Source organism: Enterobacter sp. BIGb0383 (assembly GCF_003751845.1).
In the GTDB taxonomy this organism is placed as follows: Bacteria; Pseudomonadota; Gammaproteobacteria; order Enterobacterales; family Enterobacteriaceae; genus BIGb0383.
In genome coordinates this window covers 716,734-733,208 of sequence record NZ_RJKQ01000001.1, presented here as the reverse complement: position 1 = coordinate 733,208, position 16,475 = coordinate 716,734, and the positions used below count along the sequence as shown (strand labels likewise).

19 protein-coding genes are annotated in these 16,475 nt (G+C 50.4%); 10 read left to right on the top strand and 9 right to left on the bottom strand.

The genetic code is table 11. The features are described from left to right. Nucleotides 1-151: 151 nt before the first annotated feature. Together EDF81_RS03610 and EDF81_RS03605 are read left to right on the top strand one after the other, a co-directional pair. Complete coding sequence (locus EDF81_RS03610) at nt 152-1,189, top strand: AAA family ATPase (protein WP_123347665.1); 1,038 nt, start codon at nt 152-154, stop codon at nt 1,187-1,189. Then, nucleotides 1,170-3,674 carry a S8 family peptidase gene (locus tag EDF81_RS03605; protein ID WP_123346332.1) on the top strand — a complete coding sequence of 835 codons (2,505 nt, stop codon included), beginning with the start codon at nt 1,170-1,172 and terminating at the stop codon, nt 3,672-3,674. Before EDF81_RS03610 ends, EDF81_RS03605 begins: the two co-directional genes overlap by 20 nt. A gap of 76 nt (nt 3,675-3,750) precedes the next feature. Here EDF81_RS03605 and EDF81_RS03600 read toward each other — a convergent pair whose 3' ends face one another. Further along, a complete protein-coding gene (locus EDF81_RS03600; RefSeq protein ID WP_260232643.1) occupies nt 3,751-5,076 on the bottom strand; it encodes a hypothetical protein in 1,326 nt (441 codons plus the stop codon). Nucleotides 5,077-5,628: 552 nt separating this feature from the next. Here EDF81_RS03600 and EDF81_RS03595 point away from each other — a divergent pair. Beyond that, a complete protein-coding gene (locus tag EDF81_RS03595; RefSeq protein WP_123346330.1) occupies nt 5,629-6,060 on the top strand; it encodes a hypothetical protein in 432 nt (143 codons plus the stop codon). Nucleotides 6,061-6,104: 44 nt separating this feature from the next. Here EDF81_RS03595 and EDF81_RS03590 read toward each other — a convergent pair whose 3' ends face one another. The 3 genes from EDF81_RS03590 to EDF81_RS03580 form a co-directional block, all read right to left on the bottom strand. Then, nucleotides 6,105-6,371, bottom strand: coding sequence for a hypothetical protein (locus EDF81_RS03590; RefSeq protein WP_123346328.1), 267 nt, complete (start codon nt 6,369-6,371; stop codon nt 6,105-6,107). A 153-nt stretch (nt 6,372-6,524) separates the two neighbouring features. Next, nucleotides 6,525-6,920 carry an NUDIX domain-containing protein gene (locus EDF81_RS03585; RefSeq protein ID WP_123347663.1) on the bottom strand — a complete coding sequence of 132 codons (396 nt, stop codon included), beginning with the start codon at nt 6,918-6,920 and terminating at the stop codon, nt 6,525-6,527. Nucleotides 6,921-7,032: 112 nt separating this feature from the next. Beyond that, complete coding sequence (locus tag EDF81_RS03580; RefSeq protein WP_123346326.1) at nt 7,033-8,238, bottom strand: MFS transporter; 1,206 nt, start codon at nt 8,236-8,238, stop codon at nt 7,033-7,035. A gap of 134 nt (nt 8,239-8,372) precedes the next feature. Between EDF81_RS03580 and EDF81_RS03575 the strand changes: the two genes are divergently transcribed. Next, entirely contained in the window at nt 8,373-8,960 is a 588-nt protein-coding gene (locus tag EDF81_RS03575) for a TetR/AcrR family transcriptional regulator (protein ID WP_123346324.1), read from the top strand. A 205-nt stretch (nt 8,961-9,165) separates the two neighbouring features. Here the strand turns inward: EDF81_RS03575 and EDF81_RS03570 are convergent, their stop codons facing one another. After that, entirely contained in the window at nt 9,166-9,753 is a 588-nt protein-coding gene (locus EDF81_RS03570; RefSeq protein WP_123346322.1) for a YcxB family protein, read from the bottom strand. A gap of 115 nt (nt 9,754-9,868) precedes the next feature. Here EDF81_RS03570 and EDF81_RS03565 point away from each other — a divergent pair, with 115 nt between their 5' ends. After that, nucleotides 9,869-10,558 (top strand): RluA family pseudouridine synthase, encoded by a 690-nt coding sequence (locus tag EDF81_RS03565; protein ID WP_123346320.1) that lies wholly within the window; start codon nt 9,869-9,871, stop codon nt 10,556-10,558. A gap of 6 nt (nt 10,559-10,564) precedes the next feature. On the opposite strand, the gene EDF81_RS03560 is transcribed toward EDF81_RS03565, so the two are convergent. Beyond that, entirely contained in the window at nt 10,565-11,104 is a 540-nt protein-coding gene (locus tag EDF81_RS03560; RefSeq protein ID WP_123346318.1) for a DUF2058 domain-containing protein, read from the bottom strand. Nucleotides 11,105-11,191: 87 nt separating this feature from the next. Continuing rightward, the gene (locus tag EDF81_RS03555; RefSeq protein WP_123346316.1) at nt 11,192-11,767 is read right to left on the bottom strand and encodes a hypothetical protein; all 576 of its coding nucleotides are present in this window, start codon (nt 11,765-11,767) and stop codon (nt 11,192-11,194) included. Between the two features lie 182 nt (nt 11,768-11,949). On the opposite strand from EDF81_RS03555, the gene EDF81_RS03550 reads away from it, so the two are divergent. The 3 genes from EDF81_RS03550 (at nt 11,950) to catA (ending at nt 13,668) form a co-directional block, all read left to right on the top strand. Next, nucleotides 11,950-12,138 carry a YjfB family protein gene (locus tag EDF81_RS03550; protein ID WP_123346314.1) on the top strand — a complete coding sequence of 63 codons (189 nt, stop codon included), beginning with the start codon at nt 11,950-11,952 and terminating at the stop codon, nt 12,136-12,138. 96 nt (nt 12,139-12,234) lie between these two features. Continuing rightward, nucleotides 12,235-12,960 carry a hypothetical protein gene (locus EDF81_RS03545; protein WP_260232642.1) on the top strand — a complete coding sequence of 242 codons (726 nt, stop codon included), beginning with the start codon at nt 12,235-12,237 and terminating at the stop codon, nt 12,958-12,960. A gap of 39 nt (nt 12,961-12,999) precedes the next feature. Continuing rightward, a complete protein-coding gene (gene catA, locus EDF81_RS03540) occupies nt 13,000-13,668 on the top strand; it encodes a type A chloramphenicol O-acetyltransferase (RefSeq protein WP_123346312.1) in 669 nt (222 codons plus the stop codon). On the opposite strand, the gene EDF81_RS03535 is transcribed toward catA, so the two are convergent. After that, complete coding sequence (locus EDF81_RS03535) at nt 13,665-14,060, bottom strand: hypothetical protein (protein ID WP_148049903.1); 396 nt, start codon at nt 14,058-14,060, stop codon at nt 13,665-13,667. The two genes, catA and EDF81_RS03535, sit on opposite strands and share 4 nt — an antisense overlap. A 106-nt stretch (nt 14,061-14,166) precedes the next feature. Here EDF81_RS03535 and EDF81_RS03530 point away from each other — a divergent pair, with 106 nt between their 5' ends. Further along, a complete protein-coding gene (locus EDF81_RS03530) occupies nt 14,167-14,574 on the top strand; it encodes a hypothetical protein (protein ID WP_123346309.1) in 408 nt (135 codons plus the stop codon). A 12-nt stretch (nt 14,575-14,586) separates the two neighbouring features. Beyond that, entirely contained in the window at nt 14,587-15,270 is a 684-nt protein-coding gene (locus EDF81_RS23880) for a hypothetical protein (RefSeq protein ID WP_148049902.1), read from the top strand. A 56-nt stretch (nt 15,271-15,326) separates the two neighbouring features. On the opposite strand, the gene EDF81_RS03520 is transcribed toward EDF81_RS23880, so the two are convergent. After that, a complete protein-coding gene (locus EDF81_RS03520) occupies nt 15,327-16,253 on the bottom strand; it encodes a LysR substrate-binding domain-containing protein (RefSeq protein WP_123346305.1) in 927 nt (308 codons plus the stop codon). Between the last annotated feature and the right edge of the window lie 222 nt (nt 16,254-16,475).

Genomic DNA, 16,475 nt, shown 5'->3' with positions numbered 1-16,475 from the left:
GGCTAGTAATTTTTCGGCGCAACACACCGTGATTTCTATGGGGCTTAATTGTGGTGTAGAGGGTGAATAACATTTACTCGGGATCCGCTTCATTGCTACACTCTTAAAGGAATGAATGCCTCTACAGGCTCAGAATAGCAGGGTTAACAACGTGGCAAGCGCAGAGCAAATTAAAGCACTTATTAAATCGCATATCAGTCGCGATGATGGACACTTTTACTCAGTGGCCATGCAAGTTGCTGCGCACGAAGCACGGCAGGGACATGGTCGGCTGGCTGAAGAGCTGGTAGGTATGCTTGACAAAGGCAAAGCAAAGCTTGCCAGCGGTAAAGACGGCAAGCTTGTACCGCTCGCCGGTGCTGCGAAGTCTCGTACCGATCTTGGCAACCTGCTCAGTATCAGCGAACCAGACTACCGTTTGTCTGATGTTGTGCTGGAAGCCTCAGCCGAATCTCAGCTTCAGCGAATCATCCGCGAGCAGCGGATGATGAACCGCATTCGTGAACACGGGCTGTCACCTCGCCGCAAAGTGTTGCTGGTTGGACCGCCAGGAACAGGAAAGACTATGACCGCCTCTGCGCTGGCTGGCGAGCTTGGGATCCCGCTTTTTCAGGTTCGCCTGGACGCGCTTATCACTAAGTTTATGGGTGAAACCGCCGCAAAGCTGCGTCAGGTGTTTGATGCCATCGCTGAGATCCGTGGCGTCTATTTCTTTGATGAGTTTGATGCTATTGGTTCGCAGCGCACCCTCACTAACGATGTGGGTGAAATTCGTCGAGTACTGAACAGCTTTCTGCAGATGATTGAACAGGACCATTCAAACAGCGTCATTATTGCTGCAACTAACCATGCTGAAGCTCTTGATTATGCACTGTTCCGCCGGTTTGATGACGTAATTGAATATCATCTACCCTCTGTGAAGCAGGCGCAGGCTCTGCTGCAGACGCGTTTGGGCGACTTTGCTCCTAAACCGTTCCGCAAAGCCAGTGTGGCCGCACTTCTGGAAGGACTAAGCTATGCGGAAATCTGCCGTGCAGCAGATGAATCAATCAAAGATGCCATCATGAATGACAGCAGTCGCGCGGAGCTGAACCTACTTAAAAAAGCGCTTGAAGAGCGGCATGTTATCGGTAGAAGGCTAACGAATAAGGGACTGAGTCCAGCGAAAAATGACGGAACCCAAGAATAAACGAAGACTACACCTGACACTCCCAGGAACATCAACAGCGCTCAGATATACTGCTCATACCTCGCGTGGTAACCGTCCTGCACTGCCCGAACTCAACCGGGAACAGCACGCCGGATTCCTCCTGAGTCGACTCGAGCATATACGTATTATCGCAGCTCAGAACCAGGAAGCGCAGGACCAGGCCGAACTGCGCAGCGGTGCGGGTGTACAGGTGGAATTTGTGGGCCGGGCGGATGTGCCACTGGCCTTTGAAAGCCTGAAGTACGAAACGCCACGTGACCCGGCACAACGAATCGAGCTGCTGAGTTTGCGAAAGGATGGGGATGTTATCTCAGCAAATGTGTTTATTCCCGAAGGGAAAATCGAGCACTTCGAAAAGTATCTGATTGATTATGTAAACCGGAAAACACGCGCGGATGGTGTCGCCGCTGATAATAAGCCACTGATTAACACCTTGGCGGACATTCGTCTCGCAACCCTCCGCTCTCTCTGGACTGATGTTCCGGACCTGCTCCCAGCGGACGAAGCGCTGGCATTCTGGTGGGAAGTCTGGCTCCCCGTGAAAGGCAATCGCGTAGCCGTTCTTCACGATTTCAGGGTGCTTGTAGAAGCAACACACTGTGAGGTAAGTGAGCATATTGTGACATTTCCTGAGCGCACCGTGACCTGGATGTTTGGGTCTCAGCATCAGCTCGCGCAGGGCGCAATGCTACTTAACTGTATTGCCGAATTGCGGCGGGCTAAAGACACGGCAGAATTTTTCACCGGGCTCAGGCAGGATGATCAGCGCCTGTGGGCTCAGGAAATGCTACTTCGCCTTGAAGCTCCCGCCGAAGATGAAGATGTTCCCTTTGTGTGCCTTCTTGACTCGGGCGTTAACCGGGGACACCCTCTCCTTGAACCACTCCTGAGCGTAAATGATATGCATACCGTCAATCCAGACTGGGGGACTGACGATCGTGCCGACCACGGTACAGGCATGGCGGGTTTGGCTGCATTCGGTGACCTTTATGATGCGCTCTCCTCCGGAAACTCCCTTGTCATCAGGCATCGCCTCGAGTCGGTGAAACTTACGCCTGCGCAGGGCGCAAACGTGGGTGAAGCAAAACAGCACGCCCGTCTGTTCAGCGAGGCGGTAAATCGGCCAGAGGTCTTTAACGGCAGCAGGCGCCGCGTTTTCAGTTCTGCTGTAACGTCAACGTTCTACCGTGATTTTGGCCGCCCATCTGCCTGGTCGGCGATGGTGGACAGCTTGGCCGCCGATGCTGACGCGGAGGCTCCTATCCCGCGTTTGTTTGTGCTCTCAGCGGGCAATATTTTTGACCGCAATCACTGGAATACCTATCCGGACAGCCTGTCGGTCAATCAGATACACGATCCAGGGCAGGCGTGGAATGCGCTGACTGTTGGGGCCTTTACGGAGAAAACCACGCTGGATTACGCTGATTTCAGGCCTGTCGCAGCTGCGGGCGGCGTAAGCCCATTTTCCTCAACCTCTTCAGCCTGGAGCAGTGAATGGCCGCTTAAGCCTGACGTAGTGTTTGAGGGCGGTAACGCAGCATCCAACGGTAACGATGCAGACAACTTCCCTGAGCTAGAACTTTTAACTACCGCATACAATCCACATCGTCGTCTTTACTGGACAACTAACGCTACCAGCGCGGCCTCTGCGTTATGTGCCCGAATGGCTGCCAGTCTGATGGATCTTTATCCTGGCTATCGCCCTGAGACCATCCGCGCGCTCATTACTCATTCTGCGCGCTGGACACCGGAAATGCTGCGTATGTTCCCTCCGAACAGTCAGACGGGTTATGCCAGCTTGGTACGCCATTGCGGATGGGGAGTTCCCGATATGGAGCTGGCCTGTTGGAGCGTCAGCAACAGTCTGACGTTGGTGGAGGAGAGTAGCCTCAAGCCTTATATTAAAACACGCAAAGGTGTAAAAACCCGGGACATGAACCTGCATGCTCTGCCTTGGCCTGTGGATGAACTTCTGGCTCTGCAGGGTGTTGAGGTTGAGATGCACGTAACGCTTTCCTATTTCATTGAACCGAATCCGTCCGCCCGCGGGCATAAATCACGCTTCCATTATCCTTCTCACCGCCTGCGTTTCGTGATGAAGCGTCCTCATGAAAGGGATGAAGACTTCATTGTGCGAGTGAATGCCGCCGCGGAAGAAGAAGGGGACCGCCGAACGGGAAATGATAACAACTGGCTTTTAGGCGCTAATCAGCGTCACCGCGGCTCGCTACATCAGGATATCTGGCGGGGCTCAGCCGCTGAGTTGGCGAACTGTGGCAAGCTTGCCGTTTTTCCTGCACAAGGATGGTGGCGAACGCGTCAGGCCCTGGAGCGATACGATTCAGACGCACGCTACAGTCTGATTGTTTCGATTCATGTACCGGGTGTTGACGTGGATCTGCTGACTCCTGTTGAAGTGAAAGTAGAGACGCTCATTCAAAATGCCGTCCATATCGTGACCTGATAATACCCGTGACTTCCCGCTCAGTGAGGGGAAATCATCGGGCTTAATATACCTAGCATCGTCGATTTTAATCGGGTTACTGACGCCATCCAGGCAGATCATTGTCTAGGATCTCAGAGTCCGTAAACACGGCAACTCTCGGCGTAAAAGCAAACTCGGGAGGATAGTTCAGGCTTTCATCAAATGTTTCATCCACCATCCACGCTGAATCTTCATCAATCCTTGGCACCATGTAATGAACCATCGTCCGGCACAGCTTTGAGCGGGGCGTAAAGCGAGAGATGGCTTCCGCATTTTTCTGGCGACGTTTGTCAGCAACATCACCCTGAATATCGACATCAATCGCGATATGAGCAATGCCAAGGCCATACGGGAGAAGCTGATCGTCGATTGTTTTCAGAAGGGAAGTGACATGTTTCGAACGGCTCTCAAAGGATGTTGGGTTTACGCACCGCCATGTGACCAAGGATGCCTGCTCGACAAACTCAATAAATCGGTGATCGCGGTCATCTGATTTTGCCCGTGCGTAGATATTGTAATACTCATCACGCAGTGCCGCCCCCTTTATCAGTCGGGCAAACTTCGTATTGAACATGATGGACCCGTTTTTTAGAATATCTTCGTGCAGTGTGTGAAGACTGGCAGGCTTCACCACGCCCTGACCATAAGCATCACTCCATGAGTAATGCTGGTTATTAAAATTTTTAAGATGCTCATAAATATAGTCATGGGGAACATCCTTTAACTCAGACTTATAAATAATATCTAACCAAAAATTAAAATTATAAAGTATGTTTATTGCTTCTTCATGATTTATCAATTTCTTATGGAGTTCCTTCTCCTCAGTCTCATATTTACCTTTTTGTAGTCTTTTACACTCAATATAAAAATCCTGACCTTCATTATCCCGAAATTTTAGATCCGGTGTTTTCGCTATCCCTTTCTGTTCGGGTATAAATTCCACCTGATACCCTTTATCGGCATAGTTACCGGCTATAACCAGTTCAAACAAGACTGTGTCGGGATTAACCTTTTTATCATCTAACATGCGCTTAGCCCGTTCTCGGGCACCCGGGATGGTATCGATGAGGTAACAGTTTCTGCCAAGCTGTTTAACCCAAGGAATAATATGGGAGGCGATGCTGACGTCATAAGCCCTCCGGTTATCGAGTAAGGACTTCGCCTGCGCGAAGAAACTCGCGACAATATCCGTTCCATAAAGCGTGATGTCAAAATCTTTGCCAAAAAAGGCCGCATCGTTAGTCACATTAATATACTGATGCTGTGCGCTTTGCAGACGTGATAGGAATGTTTCTTTATCGCCCTGCATCTGACTTAGCCATTCAAGACCAATGGCAACGTATTTATCTTCCATAACACCGGTATGTTCATTGAATTCCATCAAAGATCTCCATGATGATAAGACACAGTTTTATTTATGAGTCACAACGAGAAAACATTACTTCCTCATATTGGCAGAGATAAAAATGTTGGCAACTTCCGCTTCTGGCACAGAGCGGACCTTCAGCTTGGTTTATCAACTAAAAGCGGTACTCCTGACCCCGAACTCTTGCTGATATGAGAGTCTTATTGCGGTACTAAAATATTTCACCCATTCATCCTATTTTGCGTGCAAGATTCCAGAGTTACATTCCCGCCTGGTTTAAGACGCAAAACACCTTCCTCTAAGCAAATCCAACCTCTATCGTACCCCTCGCACCTGCAAAATCAGGTGCCGGGATTGGCATCCTGATACAGCATACTGGCGGCACAAAGCGCATCCGCACTTTTTTTGTGTTGCACGTTCGGTTACATTCCAATGGTGGGCCGGGCGAGGGCGTCGCAAGACGCGCCGGTTCCAGTATGCCGGTAATGCCAATCTCGCCCGGCACCATCACCATGAAATTGGCATTTCAGGTGGCGGTATAAGCATCAAATACTGGAGGTAGCCCTTATGGCAACAGTCCTCAGTTTTACCCACGCTCAACCCGGTTTTCCTCTTATCCCGGTTCCAGACTTTATTGAACAGGCCAGAGCCTGTGATTACGTCGCCACTCTGCTGGCGGAAAGCACTGAACCCATGCAGCATCAGGCGCTCAGCCATAAGCTTCACGCTTGCCTGGCGCAGCTCAAACCGGGGTTACTTGATCCGATCCCGGAATGTCTTGTCGACAGCTTTACCGTAGATACACTTCCCGCCAATTCATACTGTTTTGAACCTGACTGCACCGATCTGTGTCGTTACTGCATGGCCCTGAGTGCCGTGCTCGGTGAGCATAAGGCGGCGGGAAACGCGGGGAATGCACTACGCGATCTGTTGTGTGAACTGACCGGCTACTTTGTAAAAGAGATGATGGCACCGCGCTGGGTAAGAGGGGCTGATTGAGGTAAGAGCTGTGAGGGGGCGCATTGCTCCCTTATTTTGGCATTTTATTTGCTCATTGCTCTATTTATCAACATCATAGTTAATTTATAAAAAAGGATGGTAATTGCCAGAATGATAAACCAGTCAATATATGAATATGCATCATAGACTGACTCGGCATTGACATCATCACTGATAAACAAGGCTATCTTTCTGACAATACCGTAGCGAAGGTAAGATTCGGGATGGGGAAGTAGATGACCAAAAGCAAAGACTGAAATGATGAAGTAACAAGTTTTAATTATTCTACGGGCAAGTGTTGTTATAGCCATTGGTGATTACCTCCAACCAAATCAATCCAGTATTAGCCTTCCCTGTAATGCCATAAATCGTCCTATATCCATTGGTTTGATTTTTTGATGGTACTTATTTTACAGATTTGCCTCTGGAGCTATTCAGATCAAGGCTCAAAGCCGCCTGCAAGTTTAAACCTCTTTCAGCAGGGGAATCAGATGATTTTCAGTAAGGGGAGCAAGCTTAATATGATGCTGGTTCGGCTCAAACCAGATCGCTTCCTCTATTTCTGCTGTGGGTTCAAAACGCGTTCTGTCCGTCGATATACGAAAGATGTCAGCACAGACAATATGCCCGGGTTCGTTAGCCGCAATATCGGTGAAACGGCCGACCGGGACAAGCTCGTCAGGGGAAACAATGAAGTTGAGCTCCTCTTTAAGCTCACGCACAAGCGCAGCTTCCGGCGACTCTCCGGCTTCAGGCTTTCCTCCGGGCTGCATGAAGTAATGCGTGCCACGTTTCCTGACTAACAGGCAACGGCCCTGAATGTCGGTGATAATCGCAGCAGCGATGTTAATTTTACCCATTGCGCTCAATCTCTGTCCCTCCGTATTGCGATTCAGGCTCCACAACATGTGACCATGAACTGTACAAGGATGCCATGATAAGCAATTCAGTGTGTTAAGTAACCCCATAGATTCACGTAGCAGGGTGCTGGCGACGCTGTTTACGCAGGATCAAATGGCTCAATAGTACCAAAAGCAGTACCACAACGCCGGCTACAAGGGCGACGGAGAATCCAGCCCGCGCGACATTGCCATCCACAACCTGACCAGCGATCGCGGCACCAAACGCAATGCCGACATTCAGTCCTGCCAGCAGCCAGGTCATACCTTCTGTTAACTGGTATTCGGAAACCCGGCGCTCGATTAGCGACATGGCCACAATCATGGTGGGGGCGAAAAAGAGGCCCGCCACCAGGACGGCTATCGTCAACGCGATAAGGTTTGTGGCCAGTATCAGGGGGATGGTGGTTGCGGCCGTCGCCACTCCGCCCAGCAGCAACAGTCGATGGAGCGGCGTTTTAAGCCTGAGCGAGCCATAGACTAACCCTGCCAGACAGGAACCCACGGCATAGGCTGATAATACCAGGCTGGCCGCTGCAGGAAGCCCCAACTGTTCGGCGTAGGCTATGCTCACGATATCTACCGTACCGACAATGACACCCATCGCCACCATCAGTAGCGTCAACAGCCGCACGCCAGGTATCCGGATGACCGACCCCGATCCTGCAGTGGCGTTACTGACCGGCACGACAGGGGGTTCCGTTCCACGCTGCATCACCAGTACAGAGACGCCAACAAGCAGCAAAAGCGTCGCGAGCAGTAGACCCGCCTGATAAAAAAGCGTTACGGAAAGGCCAATCGAAAGGGGCGGACCAACAATGAATGTCAGTTCATCAAGCACCGTTTCAAGCGAATAGGCCGTCTGCAAACGGGGCTGGCTTCGGTATAGCGCCGTCCAGCGTGCCCGCACCATGGCAGAGATACTGGGCATAAATCCCGCCAGCAAAGCGCCTAAAAACAGAATTCCGTTGGCAACATTCCAGTGAGAACCCGCTATCAGGATGAGAAAGCCGCTGATACTCATCGCTGTAGCGACGGGTAAAACGCGGTGCTGCCCATAGCGATCCACATATCGGGAGATCTGCGGCGACAGCAGGGCATAGGCCATAACAAAGGTCGCGGAAACGGCTCCGGCCAGCGCATAGCTGCCACGCAACTGCGACAGCAGCGTGATAATCCCAATGCCCGCCATAGGTAAAGGGAGCCGGGCAAGGAGACCGGCAGCGGCAAAATAACCCGTGCCAGGCGCAGAAAAAAGGTCTCGGTACTGATTAGCCATCTTATTCTCCGGTAGGATTTGCTTGCCACGACAAGGTGGCACAGCGACAATACATACGGTGCGTATGAATAGAATCCTATATTCATACGCACCGTATGTAAACAGTCATTCATATCCTATGTAAGGAGACGATCATGGTTCGCCGTACCCGCGCCGAGATGGAAGAGACCCGGGCCACGCTGTTAGCGACGGCCCGTAAAGTGTTTAGCGAGCGTGGCTACGCTGAAACCTCGATGGACGACCTGACTGCGCAGGCAGGATTGACCCGTGGCGCGCTATATCATCATTTTGGTGACAAAAAAGGATTGCTGGCGGCAGTTGTGGACCAGCTCGATAACGAGATGGATCGGCGTCTGCAGGCGATTTCTGATAATGCGGACGATCCGTGGGAAGGTTTTTGCGGTCGTTGCCGGGCTTACCTTGAGATGGCGCTGGAACCTGAATTTCAGCGCATTGTTTTGCGCGATGCAAAAGCGGTACTCGGCGGTTCCTCACCGGAGTCGGATCGCCTTTGTATCGATTCGATGCAGCACCTGATCCGCAATCTGATTCAGCAAGGTATTGTCGATGACGCCGATCCGGAAGGACTGGCCTCGCTGATTTACGGCAGCCTGGCAGAAGCCGCGTTCTGGATTGCCGACGGTAATGAGAGCGATAAGCGACTGGCGCAGGGCATTACCGCGCTGAACCTGTTACTGCGTGGATTGCGACGTTCTGAGTGAAGCTCGTCCTTGAATTCGCTGTGCCGATTCACCGGGCGGTATTTGTGTCTGGAATGAATACCGCGCTGTGCTGAGAAAATATTTCAGGTGTGCATTCTGTATTGCGGGTCAGATTCCAGAATGACATCTGCGTTTCGCTGAGGGCGTAAAATGCCTTTTATCGGATATGCCATGGTGCTAAGGGATTCCGGCATCCACCCTATTTTTATTTATTCTGTGTTATCTGCGTTTTTATAAAATCGAAAACCTCTGCGATCTCACGTTGAGATGAGAAGATTCTTTCAGGTATAATCACACAACTGTCACCCATCATATGTATAAAAATAAACCCTTCTTTTCGATAGCAGTCCTTGATGTTTTTCCAGTAGACCTTACCGCTTTCCGTATTGGTAATGCTTTCTATAAAGTATCTGTTTAACTTAACTTTTCGGGTGGTCTCCTCGTCTTCCTGCTCCAGTTTGGCCCGTCTTTTCATCGCCTTATTGATAACCGCATCGTAGATTTCGAACAAAATCAACGCGACCCCAAAAAGGCCAAGGACCATGATGTTTAATATTTTGTCGCCATCTAAAAAATGTCCGTCGGGAGCCGTTTGCAGAATCGGCTGAACCAGAGCTATGACGTTGAAAAGTGCAGCGAATGCAAAAATAGTGACGGCAACTTTCCTGATAAAAAGAATGAAATCGTAAGGTTTTATATATTCTTTCTTGTATGCTTTTATTAGCTTGCTGGCTTTATCTCGCTCTAAAACTGATAATGAATAGTCAACAACGATTCTGTTCTTTTTTATCACGTAAAGTCTCACTCTTATCCACTGGCATCCCTGTTTCTATCTTATCAAACAAAACAGGGGTAAACTTTCCTAAAATTCGTTATTATCCGCCCCCATCCTCAAGCCCGGCAGCCCGATGTCCACAATCACCGATACCTTTATAGCCCCGCCGTGTCATGACCAGATCGAAGTGCTCTGGCAGGACGATCACCTGGTGCTGATCAATAAACCAGCCGGGCTGCTGAGCCTCTCAGGCAAGAACCCGCTGAATCTCGATTCGGTACATCACCGGCTGGTAAAGCTATTTCCCGGCTGCACCCTGGTGCATCGTCTGGATTTCGGGACCTCAGGATTGATGGTTGTTGCGCGTAGTAAGGCGATCAATGCCGCGCTGTGCCAGCAGTTTAGTGAGCGTAGCGTGAGCAAGGTTTACACCGCGCTGCTGTGTGGTCATCTGGAAGACAATGAAGGGGTCATCGACGCCGCGATTGCCAGAGATCCGGCGCTGTTTCCGCTGATGTCGATTTGCCCCGTTAACGGCAAGCGCGCGCGTTCCCGTTATCGGGTGACTGAGCGCTTTTATCAGGAAGGGACGTTACTGCCGTTAACGCGGGTAGAGCTGACGCCGGAGACCGGGCGTACCCATCAGCTGCGTATTCACTGCCAGCAGCTGGGCCACCCGATTTTAGGCTGCGATCTCTATGGTGGTCTGCTGATCCCCGGCACCGAAAAGACGCCCCGGCTGATGCTGCACGCCAGCGAGCTGCATTTTGTTCATCCCGTCAGTGGGGAAGAGATGAACATTCATCTTGTCAGCCCGTTCTGACGGCTGTTACCACATCAAATCATCAGGCACTTTAAAGTCAGCGTACGGATCGTCCTCGTCCTGCTCTTCCTGGCTCAGGGTGCTGTTCAAGACAATACTTTCCGCATCGCGCTGGGCGATCTTGTCGGCAACAACGGCGGGGATAATCGCGTATTCAGTTTTGCCGCTGCTATCAACCACCAGGCGGGCAATGGCGAGACGACCGCTAATCAGCTGAGCCTGGGTCAGCTTATCGACGGCGATTTTTTTGATCAGGTTATTATCGGTGAAATTAAAATCGATATTGCCTTTGGTAATCTCGATTCTGTTCATCTCAATAAGCTGTTTGACCTGCGCTTTATGCTCTTTCGATAACACAGCCTGTTTCTGCTGCTCGCTGAGCTGCTTATCACGCTCAAGCTGCGCTTTTTTGTTCTCTTCAACAGCTTCGCGCGCTTCACGGGCCTGAACGCGGGATTTTTTCGCCGTTCTCTGGACTTTGGCCATCTTTTTGCTGGTCACCAGACCCGCTTTTAGCATCTGTTCTTGCAGGGTAAGTTTTGTCATCTTCGCATCTGAATCAGTTAAAAATTTCCGGGATTATACCTGTAAATGCTGAGGATGTACCGGGTTGCAGCCTCAGAACACGCATTGTTAGCCTGCTTTCTCAAGCTCGCGCTTAACGGCCTTCAGGGTTCTTTGCCGGATCCAGCCGCTGCCCATTCTGATAGCCAGCCAGTATCCGGCCATTTTTAGCCGCGTTGCGCGGTCGGGGCAGTGGATAAAGGTTTCGGTACAGAGTTCATACCGATCGCCAGCGAGCTGCCGCACCTGGTAACGCAGCAGCAGCTTTGCGTTACCAGATTTCAGTGGTGTGCCATAGGCGCGGCCGTCCGGGATATCCTCCAGGCCAAAATCCGCGCGCCAGAATTGTCCTCTCAGGCCGTAGCACAGCTCGGTTGCCGTATTTTCCAGCAGCGTAAAGCTGTGCAGCCCAAACGGCGTTACCGATTTCTGGCGTAATCTTTGCGGCAGCTGTCGCACCGACATTAATGTTTTGACCACCACGTCCTGCTGGATATCAAAACGGGCGATAACCGGCAGGATTTTTTCGGGGCAGGTGGTGCGAATGATCGCGCAATGCCGCTCATAGAACTGAAAATGCGGCAGAGATGCAGGCGCATTTTGCCAGTTGAGCAGATCTTTACTCGTCACAAATCCCAGTATCATCAGTTGCTTATTCCCTGATAACAACGACCTGCTGGCAGTTTGCAACAAGGGCGTGGTTTTATCAACGCCAACTCTGGCGGCTTTACTGCTCAAGATCTGCGCTAAAATGCCGATAAGGTTGTACGGCTTTGTCTAAAGTCGTGAATGGTTCCCTTTTTCGCAGTATTGAACAGGAGAGCAAAATGGATGTAACGCAGATCCCTTCAATGGCGACCAGCCTTGAAGACCTGAGTGTTAAGACCCAGGCGAGTACCCTCGTACTGAAGAAAGCACTCGAAAATCAGCAGTCTGTGGCCGCCGGCATTCTTGAGTCGATCCCACAGTTACCTTCGAACCCGGCAATCGGACGCAATATCAATACGACTGCCTGAAGGTAAATAGGTACTTTTAAACACTCCCTGTTTCAGGGAGTGAATTATTGTCATTCGCGGCCTGGGCCGGATCCCTGACGACAAGGAAACGTAAAAGTGATCATTCAGCCTGAAAGTAACGCCAGCCGCCTTACCGCAGAGACTCTGCACACGACAAACAAAGCTGCCGCGTCAGGTATATCTGATAACAGGGCCATCGGCGTCAAAAGCACGGTTGTGCTCTCATCTCTGGCGCAACAATTAAGCGATAGCGCCAGCCGGGCAGAAGAATATGCAGGCCTCAGCAGGAAAGAACTTGGCGCAAAAGCCACTGACCTGCTGTCGAAAATTACCGGAACGGCGTATGACGCTAATCGGGCTATTAATAATGCCGAAGTGCCTGATTCCTCCGATCCCGAACGTTTAGCCAGAGCCGCGCAGGCCACCAAATTTGTTAACGGAAACGGCAGCAATCCTTTTGCCGGTCTTTCCCGGGACAGTCTGGCGTTAATTAGCTATGACGATAGCGGCCTCTACACCACCAATGAAAGAAGAGCGGCATGGGAAGAGGCATTCGACCAGGAATCCGCGTGGCGAAAAGAGTTTGCAGCGAAAGCGATGGCGGAATACAACAGCACCGGGAAACTGACCGACTCCTTTAGCACGGCTCTGGTGCACTTTAAGACGCTACCGGCCATCGAACAGGCGCAATATCCGGGCGACTATGAGGCAAAACTGCAGTCCTGGATCGATCTTGATTACAACTATTTGACCAATACCGTTGAAGGCAAAGGCAATCCGGGAGATGCCCTCTCGCTGGAGGAGAGCCTGAACATGCTGTAAATTAGCCCGGGTTATTCCTCTGGCGCTAAGGTTGTTTACATGGAAAAGAAGAGAGCAGGGTATACGGCGGTTGATGTATCACGCTGGGTACGAAAGGAGCACTATGAGGCCTTTCAGTCTTTTGCCCAGTGTGCCTTTAGCCAGACGGTCCAGCTGGACATTACGGCGCTACTGCAGCATATAAAGACGCAGGGCTGGACGTTTTACCCCACCATGATTTACCTCATCTCCCGACTGTTGAATAAGTATCCGGAATTCCGGATGGCGATAAAAGACGGCGAGCTGGTGATATGGGACGAGATCCATCCGGCCTATACCATCTTTCATGAGCAAACCGAGACGTTTTCGTCAATATGCAGCCCTTACCATGAAGATATTAGCCAGTTTCTGAACAGGTTCTCGAACGACGTGGCGCGTTACCGGGACGATCTGGCGTATTTACCGCAGAAAGATCCCGCCGAAAATATATTTTTCATCTCGGCTAACCCCTGGGTGAGCTTTACCAGCTTTAATCTCAACGTACCCAATATCACCAACTTCTTCGCCCCGATGTTCACAATTGGGAAATATTATCCGCAGGGTGACAAAGTCTTGATGCCGCTGGCTGTTCAGGTTCATCATGCGGTGTGTGATGGGTTTCATGTCGGAAGGCTGGTTAATGCGCTGCAGGCGATATGTGATGATCCGCAGCGACACATTATGGACTAGTGATCTACTTCGTTCTCAAGATAAGAGTCGTACGGAATATGGTAGCAGGTGAAATTCCCGTCCCTGGAACAACCATTTTTGTCGTCATCTTCCCAGACGTCACAAAAAGCCTTCAGGCTTTCATCGTCAAACTCGATGGTGACTGAACCGTCATATTCTCTTTCGAGGACCAGATAAAAACTCTGGCTGCTATGAGGCCATACTGGTTCAATAACAATATGTGGAAAATTTGACTTAAACCAATGCAATAATTCCTGCCTGCCAGCAGGGGCATCGCTTACTTTAAAGTCACCATCTGGCTCGATGGGGAATTTACGACCAAAAACGACGAAATAACAATCTTTCTTCTTCTTTTTAAAGTAATCGTCCAGGCACCAGATAAGTTGCGGCATGTGAGTAAAGCTATTGAAGGAAAGGTGCATGTACTATAGCATACAAAATTTAATACACTAATCAACGTGTTGAGCAAGGCGCAGAGAGCGTAAAGGTACTAACGATATGAAAAAATCTTCCAGTGTTTTCCTGACGCACTCTGTCATATTAACTGATTTTGATCAGGCCGCATGCTCTTTTAATAATGGCATTTTTGACACGTTAACCCTGAAAATAAAACCCTGCTACTGCCCCACAGCGCAATGGATAGCGGCTTTTTGCAACGAGCTTAGTCATCAGGACATTCATTTTTCGATAACGGAGCAGGGTGTTAGCTACCTGACTATTGATAATTTAAGTGTGGAAGTTGACGATCTTCAACACTTTGTGGATAGCCTCAATATCGTTATTAAGAAAGTGAATGTGCAACTGGGTAACGAAACTATTGTCGAAAACGTGCCCGTTGCGGCAGCAGGACTCGTTATCAGTAAACGAATTTCAACGATTCTTGATTCAATTGAATGGGTAGCCTGAAGAGCGTAGTTGATGGAAATCGAAAGAGTACGAGAGAAGTTCTATGTGTTTAACCAGTCATCATTGATGTTAAATGACCGATCGACACATTATTATCCACGTTTTAATTATTCAGCGTGTGAGCTATGGTTATGCACCGAGCTATGCCATCTTATCAATTTCGAAGAGGGTAACTTACATACCGCATCCGATGGAGAGGTCTTTATTTATAATGAGGACTATAAGCGTGACTTAACGCTTTACCAGTCAGGAACAACAAATCAGCCTGAGATGGTGAAACATATCGAAGTAAAGGTGTTATATCCTGTTACCCGTTCAGGCTTTGAAGATTCAGTTGAGAATCTATACCAAAAATTAAAAAAATCCCTCCATGCTGATTCCAGTCAGGAGGGGTGGATCTATCTTGTCTGGACGCAGCACTATAGAGTTTCCGCCGACGATTTCTTTGCATCCCGTATTGAATGGCTTAAAGAACACCTCGCAGTAAAAGCGTTGTTTAATGATAACAACACCCGTCTAAATCCGCTTTACTCCGGCCTGCGTGATATTTGCGACGGGTCAATTATATGGCGTGGCGAAGAAAAACGGATTGTTGTAAAGGCCATTGCCTTTTCTTTTATCAAGGATTTTAGAGAAATCGTTAAAGAGGTCAAAGAAGAGTGGAGCCAGACCTTTAAAATCCTTGCCGATCGCTAGGTTACACGCTGAGAACGGTGCCTGCTTCTGAGCAGAAACAGGCACCAGAGCTGTGATTACCCCCCAGGCATTGACTTCCTGATCGCGCTTATCAGCGTACTCGCCCCAATAGAAAGCGCCGCATCGATACGGGTAATTATCCCGATAGGTTCGCCCGCGCCATACAGCGGAACCGGCAGGGCGGTTAAGGCCCCGCGCCGCAGATCGTCTTTCACCGCACCGGACGGCACAAACCAGACGTAGTCGTAATCCACCGTTAGCTGGCGGGAGAGAGATGCGGAGAGCGTTTCAATACAGCCCGCAGGGATGCTGCAGCTCTGGCTTTGCAGCAGGGCTTCCGTATGCTGACGCGGGGCGGTGCCTTTGGGGGCAACCACTACCGGCCACTCCATCACCCGGCTCAGGGTCATGGTTTCGTGGAGCAGAGGGTGATTGGGACGAACCACCAGCTTGAGGGATTCAAGAAACAGCAGCTCATAGTGCAGACCGCCCATCAGCTCCGGATCGGCCATTCGACCGATGCCCAGATCCAGCTCGCCGGATTTCAGGCCTGCCAGCATCATCGGGTTGTTCATGGTGGCAACCTGAAGGGTGATATCTTTCTGCTGCTGGTGAAACTGGCCGATCGCTAAGGGCAGAATACCCAGCGCGGCGGTAGGCAGGGCGCCGACCCGCACCACATCATTATTGTTCTCTTCTTTATGGTATAGCGCCTGCCCGGCGGTGTTAAGGGCGTCCAGCACCTTGACCGCGTGGGTCAAAAATTGCTCGCCGACCAGTGTGAGCTGCGCGCCGAGACGCCCGCGGTCAAAAAGCCGCGTGCCGGTCAGCTGCTCAAGCTCGTTAAGGGTTTTGGAGAGGGCGGGCTGGCTGAGGTTGAGAGTTTCAGCCGCGCGTCCCAGAGTTCCCTGTTGTGCGATGGCCACGAAAGTGTGCAAATGACGCAACCTAATGCGCTGACTGAACAGTCCATTTTTTTCCATAGCGGATGTTAAAAACAGTGCCCCTGGGGTGACAAGTGAAGTTGTTTAATTTTGATAACTTGCTAGCAAAATATTATTAACATTCAATCCAATTGAGCTACAAACACTTTTTGCTTTCCCACCGTAAAAAATAGCCAGGGTGTCAACCTGAGTCCTTACGGGATCACAAATTGTAAATTCTTCCTCCCGCGCCGTAGGGGGTTCTCTACACTCCAGATATTA

What these genes read in the sequence shown, in the direction of transcription:
- EDF81_RS03605 (WP_123346332.1), top strand. Translation starts at nt 1,170, where the DNA reads ATGACGGAACCCAAGAATAAACGAAGACTACACCTGACACTCCCAGGA.
- EDF81_RS03600 (WP_260232643.1), bottom strand. Translation starts at nt 5,076, where the DNA reads ATGGAATTCAATGAACATACCGGTGTTATGGAAGATAAATACGTTGCC.
- EDF81_RS03595 (WP_123346330.1), top strand. Translation starts at nt 5,629, where the DNA reads ATGGCAACAGTCCTCAGTTTTACCCACGCTCAACCCGGTTTTCCTCTT.
- EDF81_RS03590 (WP_123346328.1), bottom strand. Translation starts at nt 6,371, where the DNA reads ATGGCTATAACAACACTTGCCCGTAGAATAATTAAAACTTGTTACTTC.
- EDF81_RS03585 (WP_123347663.1), bottom strand. Translation starts at nt 6,920, where the DNA reads ATGGGTAAAATTAACATCGCTGCTGCGATTATCACCGACATTCAGGGC.
- EDF81_RS03580 (WP_123346326.1), bottom strand. Translation starts at nt 8,238, where the DNA reads ATGGCTAATCAGTACCGAGACCTTTTTTCTGCGCCTGGCACGGGTTAT.
- EDF81_RS03575 (WP_123346324.1), top strand. Translation starts at nt 8,373, where the DNA reads ATGGTTCGCCGTACCCGCGCCGAGATGGAAGAGACCCGGGCCACGCTG.
- EDF81_RS03565 (WP_123346320.1), top strand. Translation starts at nt 9,869, where the DNA reads ATGTCCACAATCACCGATACCTTTATAGCCCCGCCGTGTCATGACCAG.
- EDF81_RS03560 (WP_123346318.1), bottom strand. Translation starts at nt 11,104, where the DNA reads ATGACAAAACTTACCCTGCAAGAACAGATGCTAAAAGCGGGTCTGGTG.
- EDF81_RS03555 (WP_123346316.1), bottom strand. Translation starts at nt 11,767, where the DNA reads ATGATACTGGGATTTGTGACGAGTAAAGATCTGCTCAACTGGCAAAAT.
- EDF81_RS03550 (WP_123346314.1), top strand. Translation starts at nt 11,950, where the DNA reads ATGGATGTAACGCAGATCCCTTCAATGGCGACCAGCCTTGAAGACCTG.
- catA (WP_123346312.1), top strand. Translation starts at nt 13,000, where the DNA reads ATGGAAAAGAAGAGAGCAGGGTATACGGCGGTTGATGTATCACGCTGG.
- EDF81_RS03535 (WP_148049903.1), bottom strand. Translation starts at nt 14,060, where the DNA reads ATGCCGCAACTTATCTGGTGCCTGGACGATTACTTTAAAAAGAAGAAG.
- EDF81_RS03530 (WP_123346309.1), top strand. Translation starts at nt 14,167, where the DNA reads ATGAAAAAATCTTCCAGTGTTTTCCTGACGCACTCTGTCATATTAACT.
- EDF81_RS23880 (WP_148049902.1), top strand. Translation starts at nt 14,587, where the DNA reads ATGGAAATCGAAAGAGTACGAGAGAAGTTCTATGTGTTTAACCAGTCA.
- EDF81_RS03520 (WP_123346305.1), bottom strand. Translation starts at nt 16,253, where the DNA reads ATGGAAAAAAATGGACTGTTCAGTCAGCGCATTAGGTTGCGTCATTTG.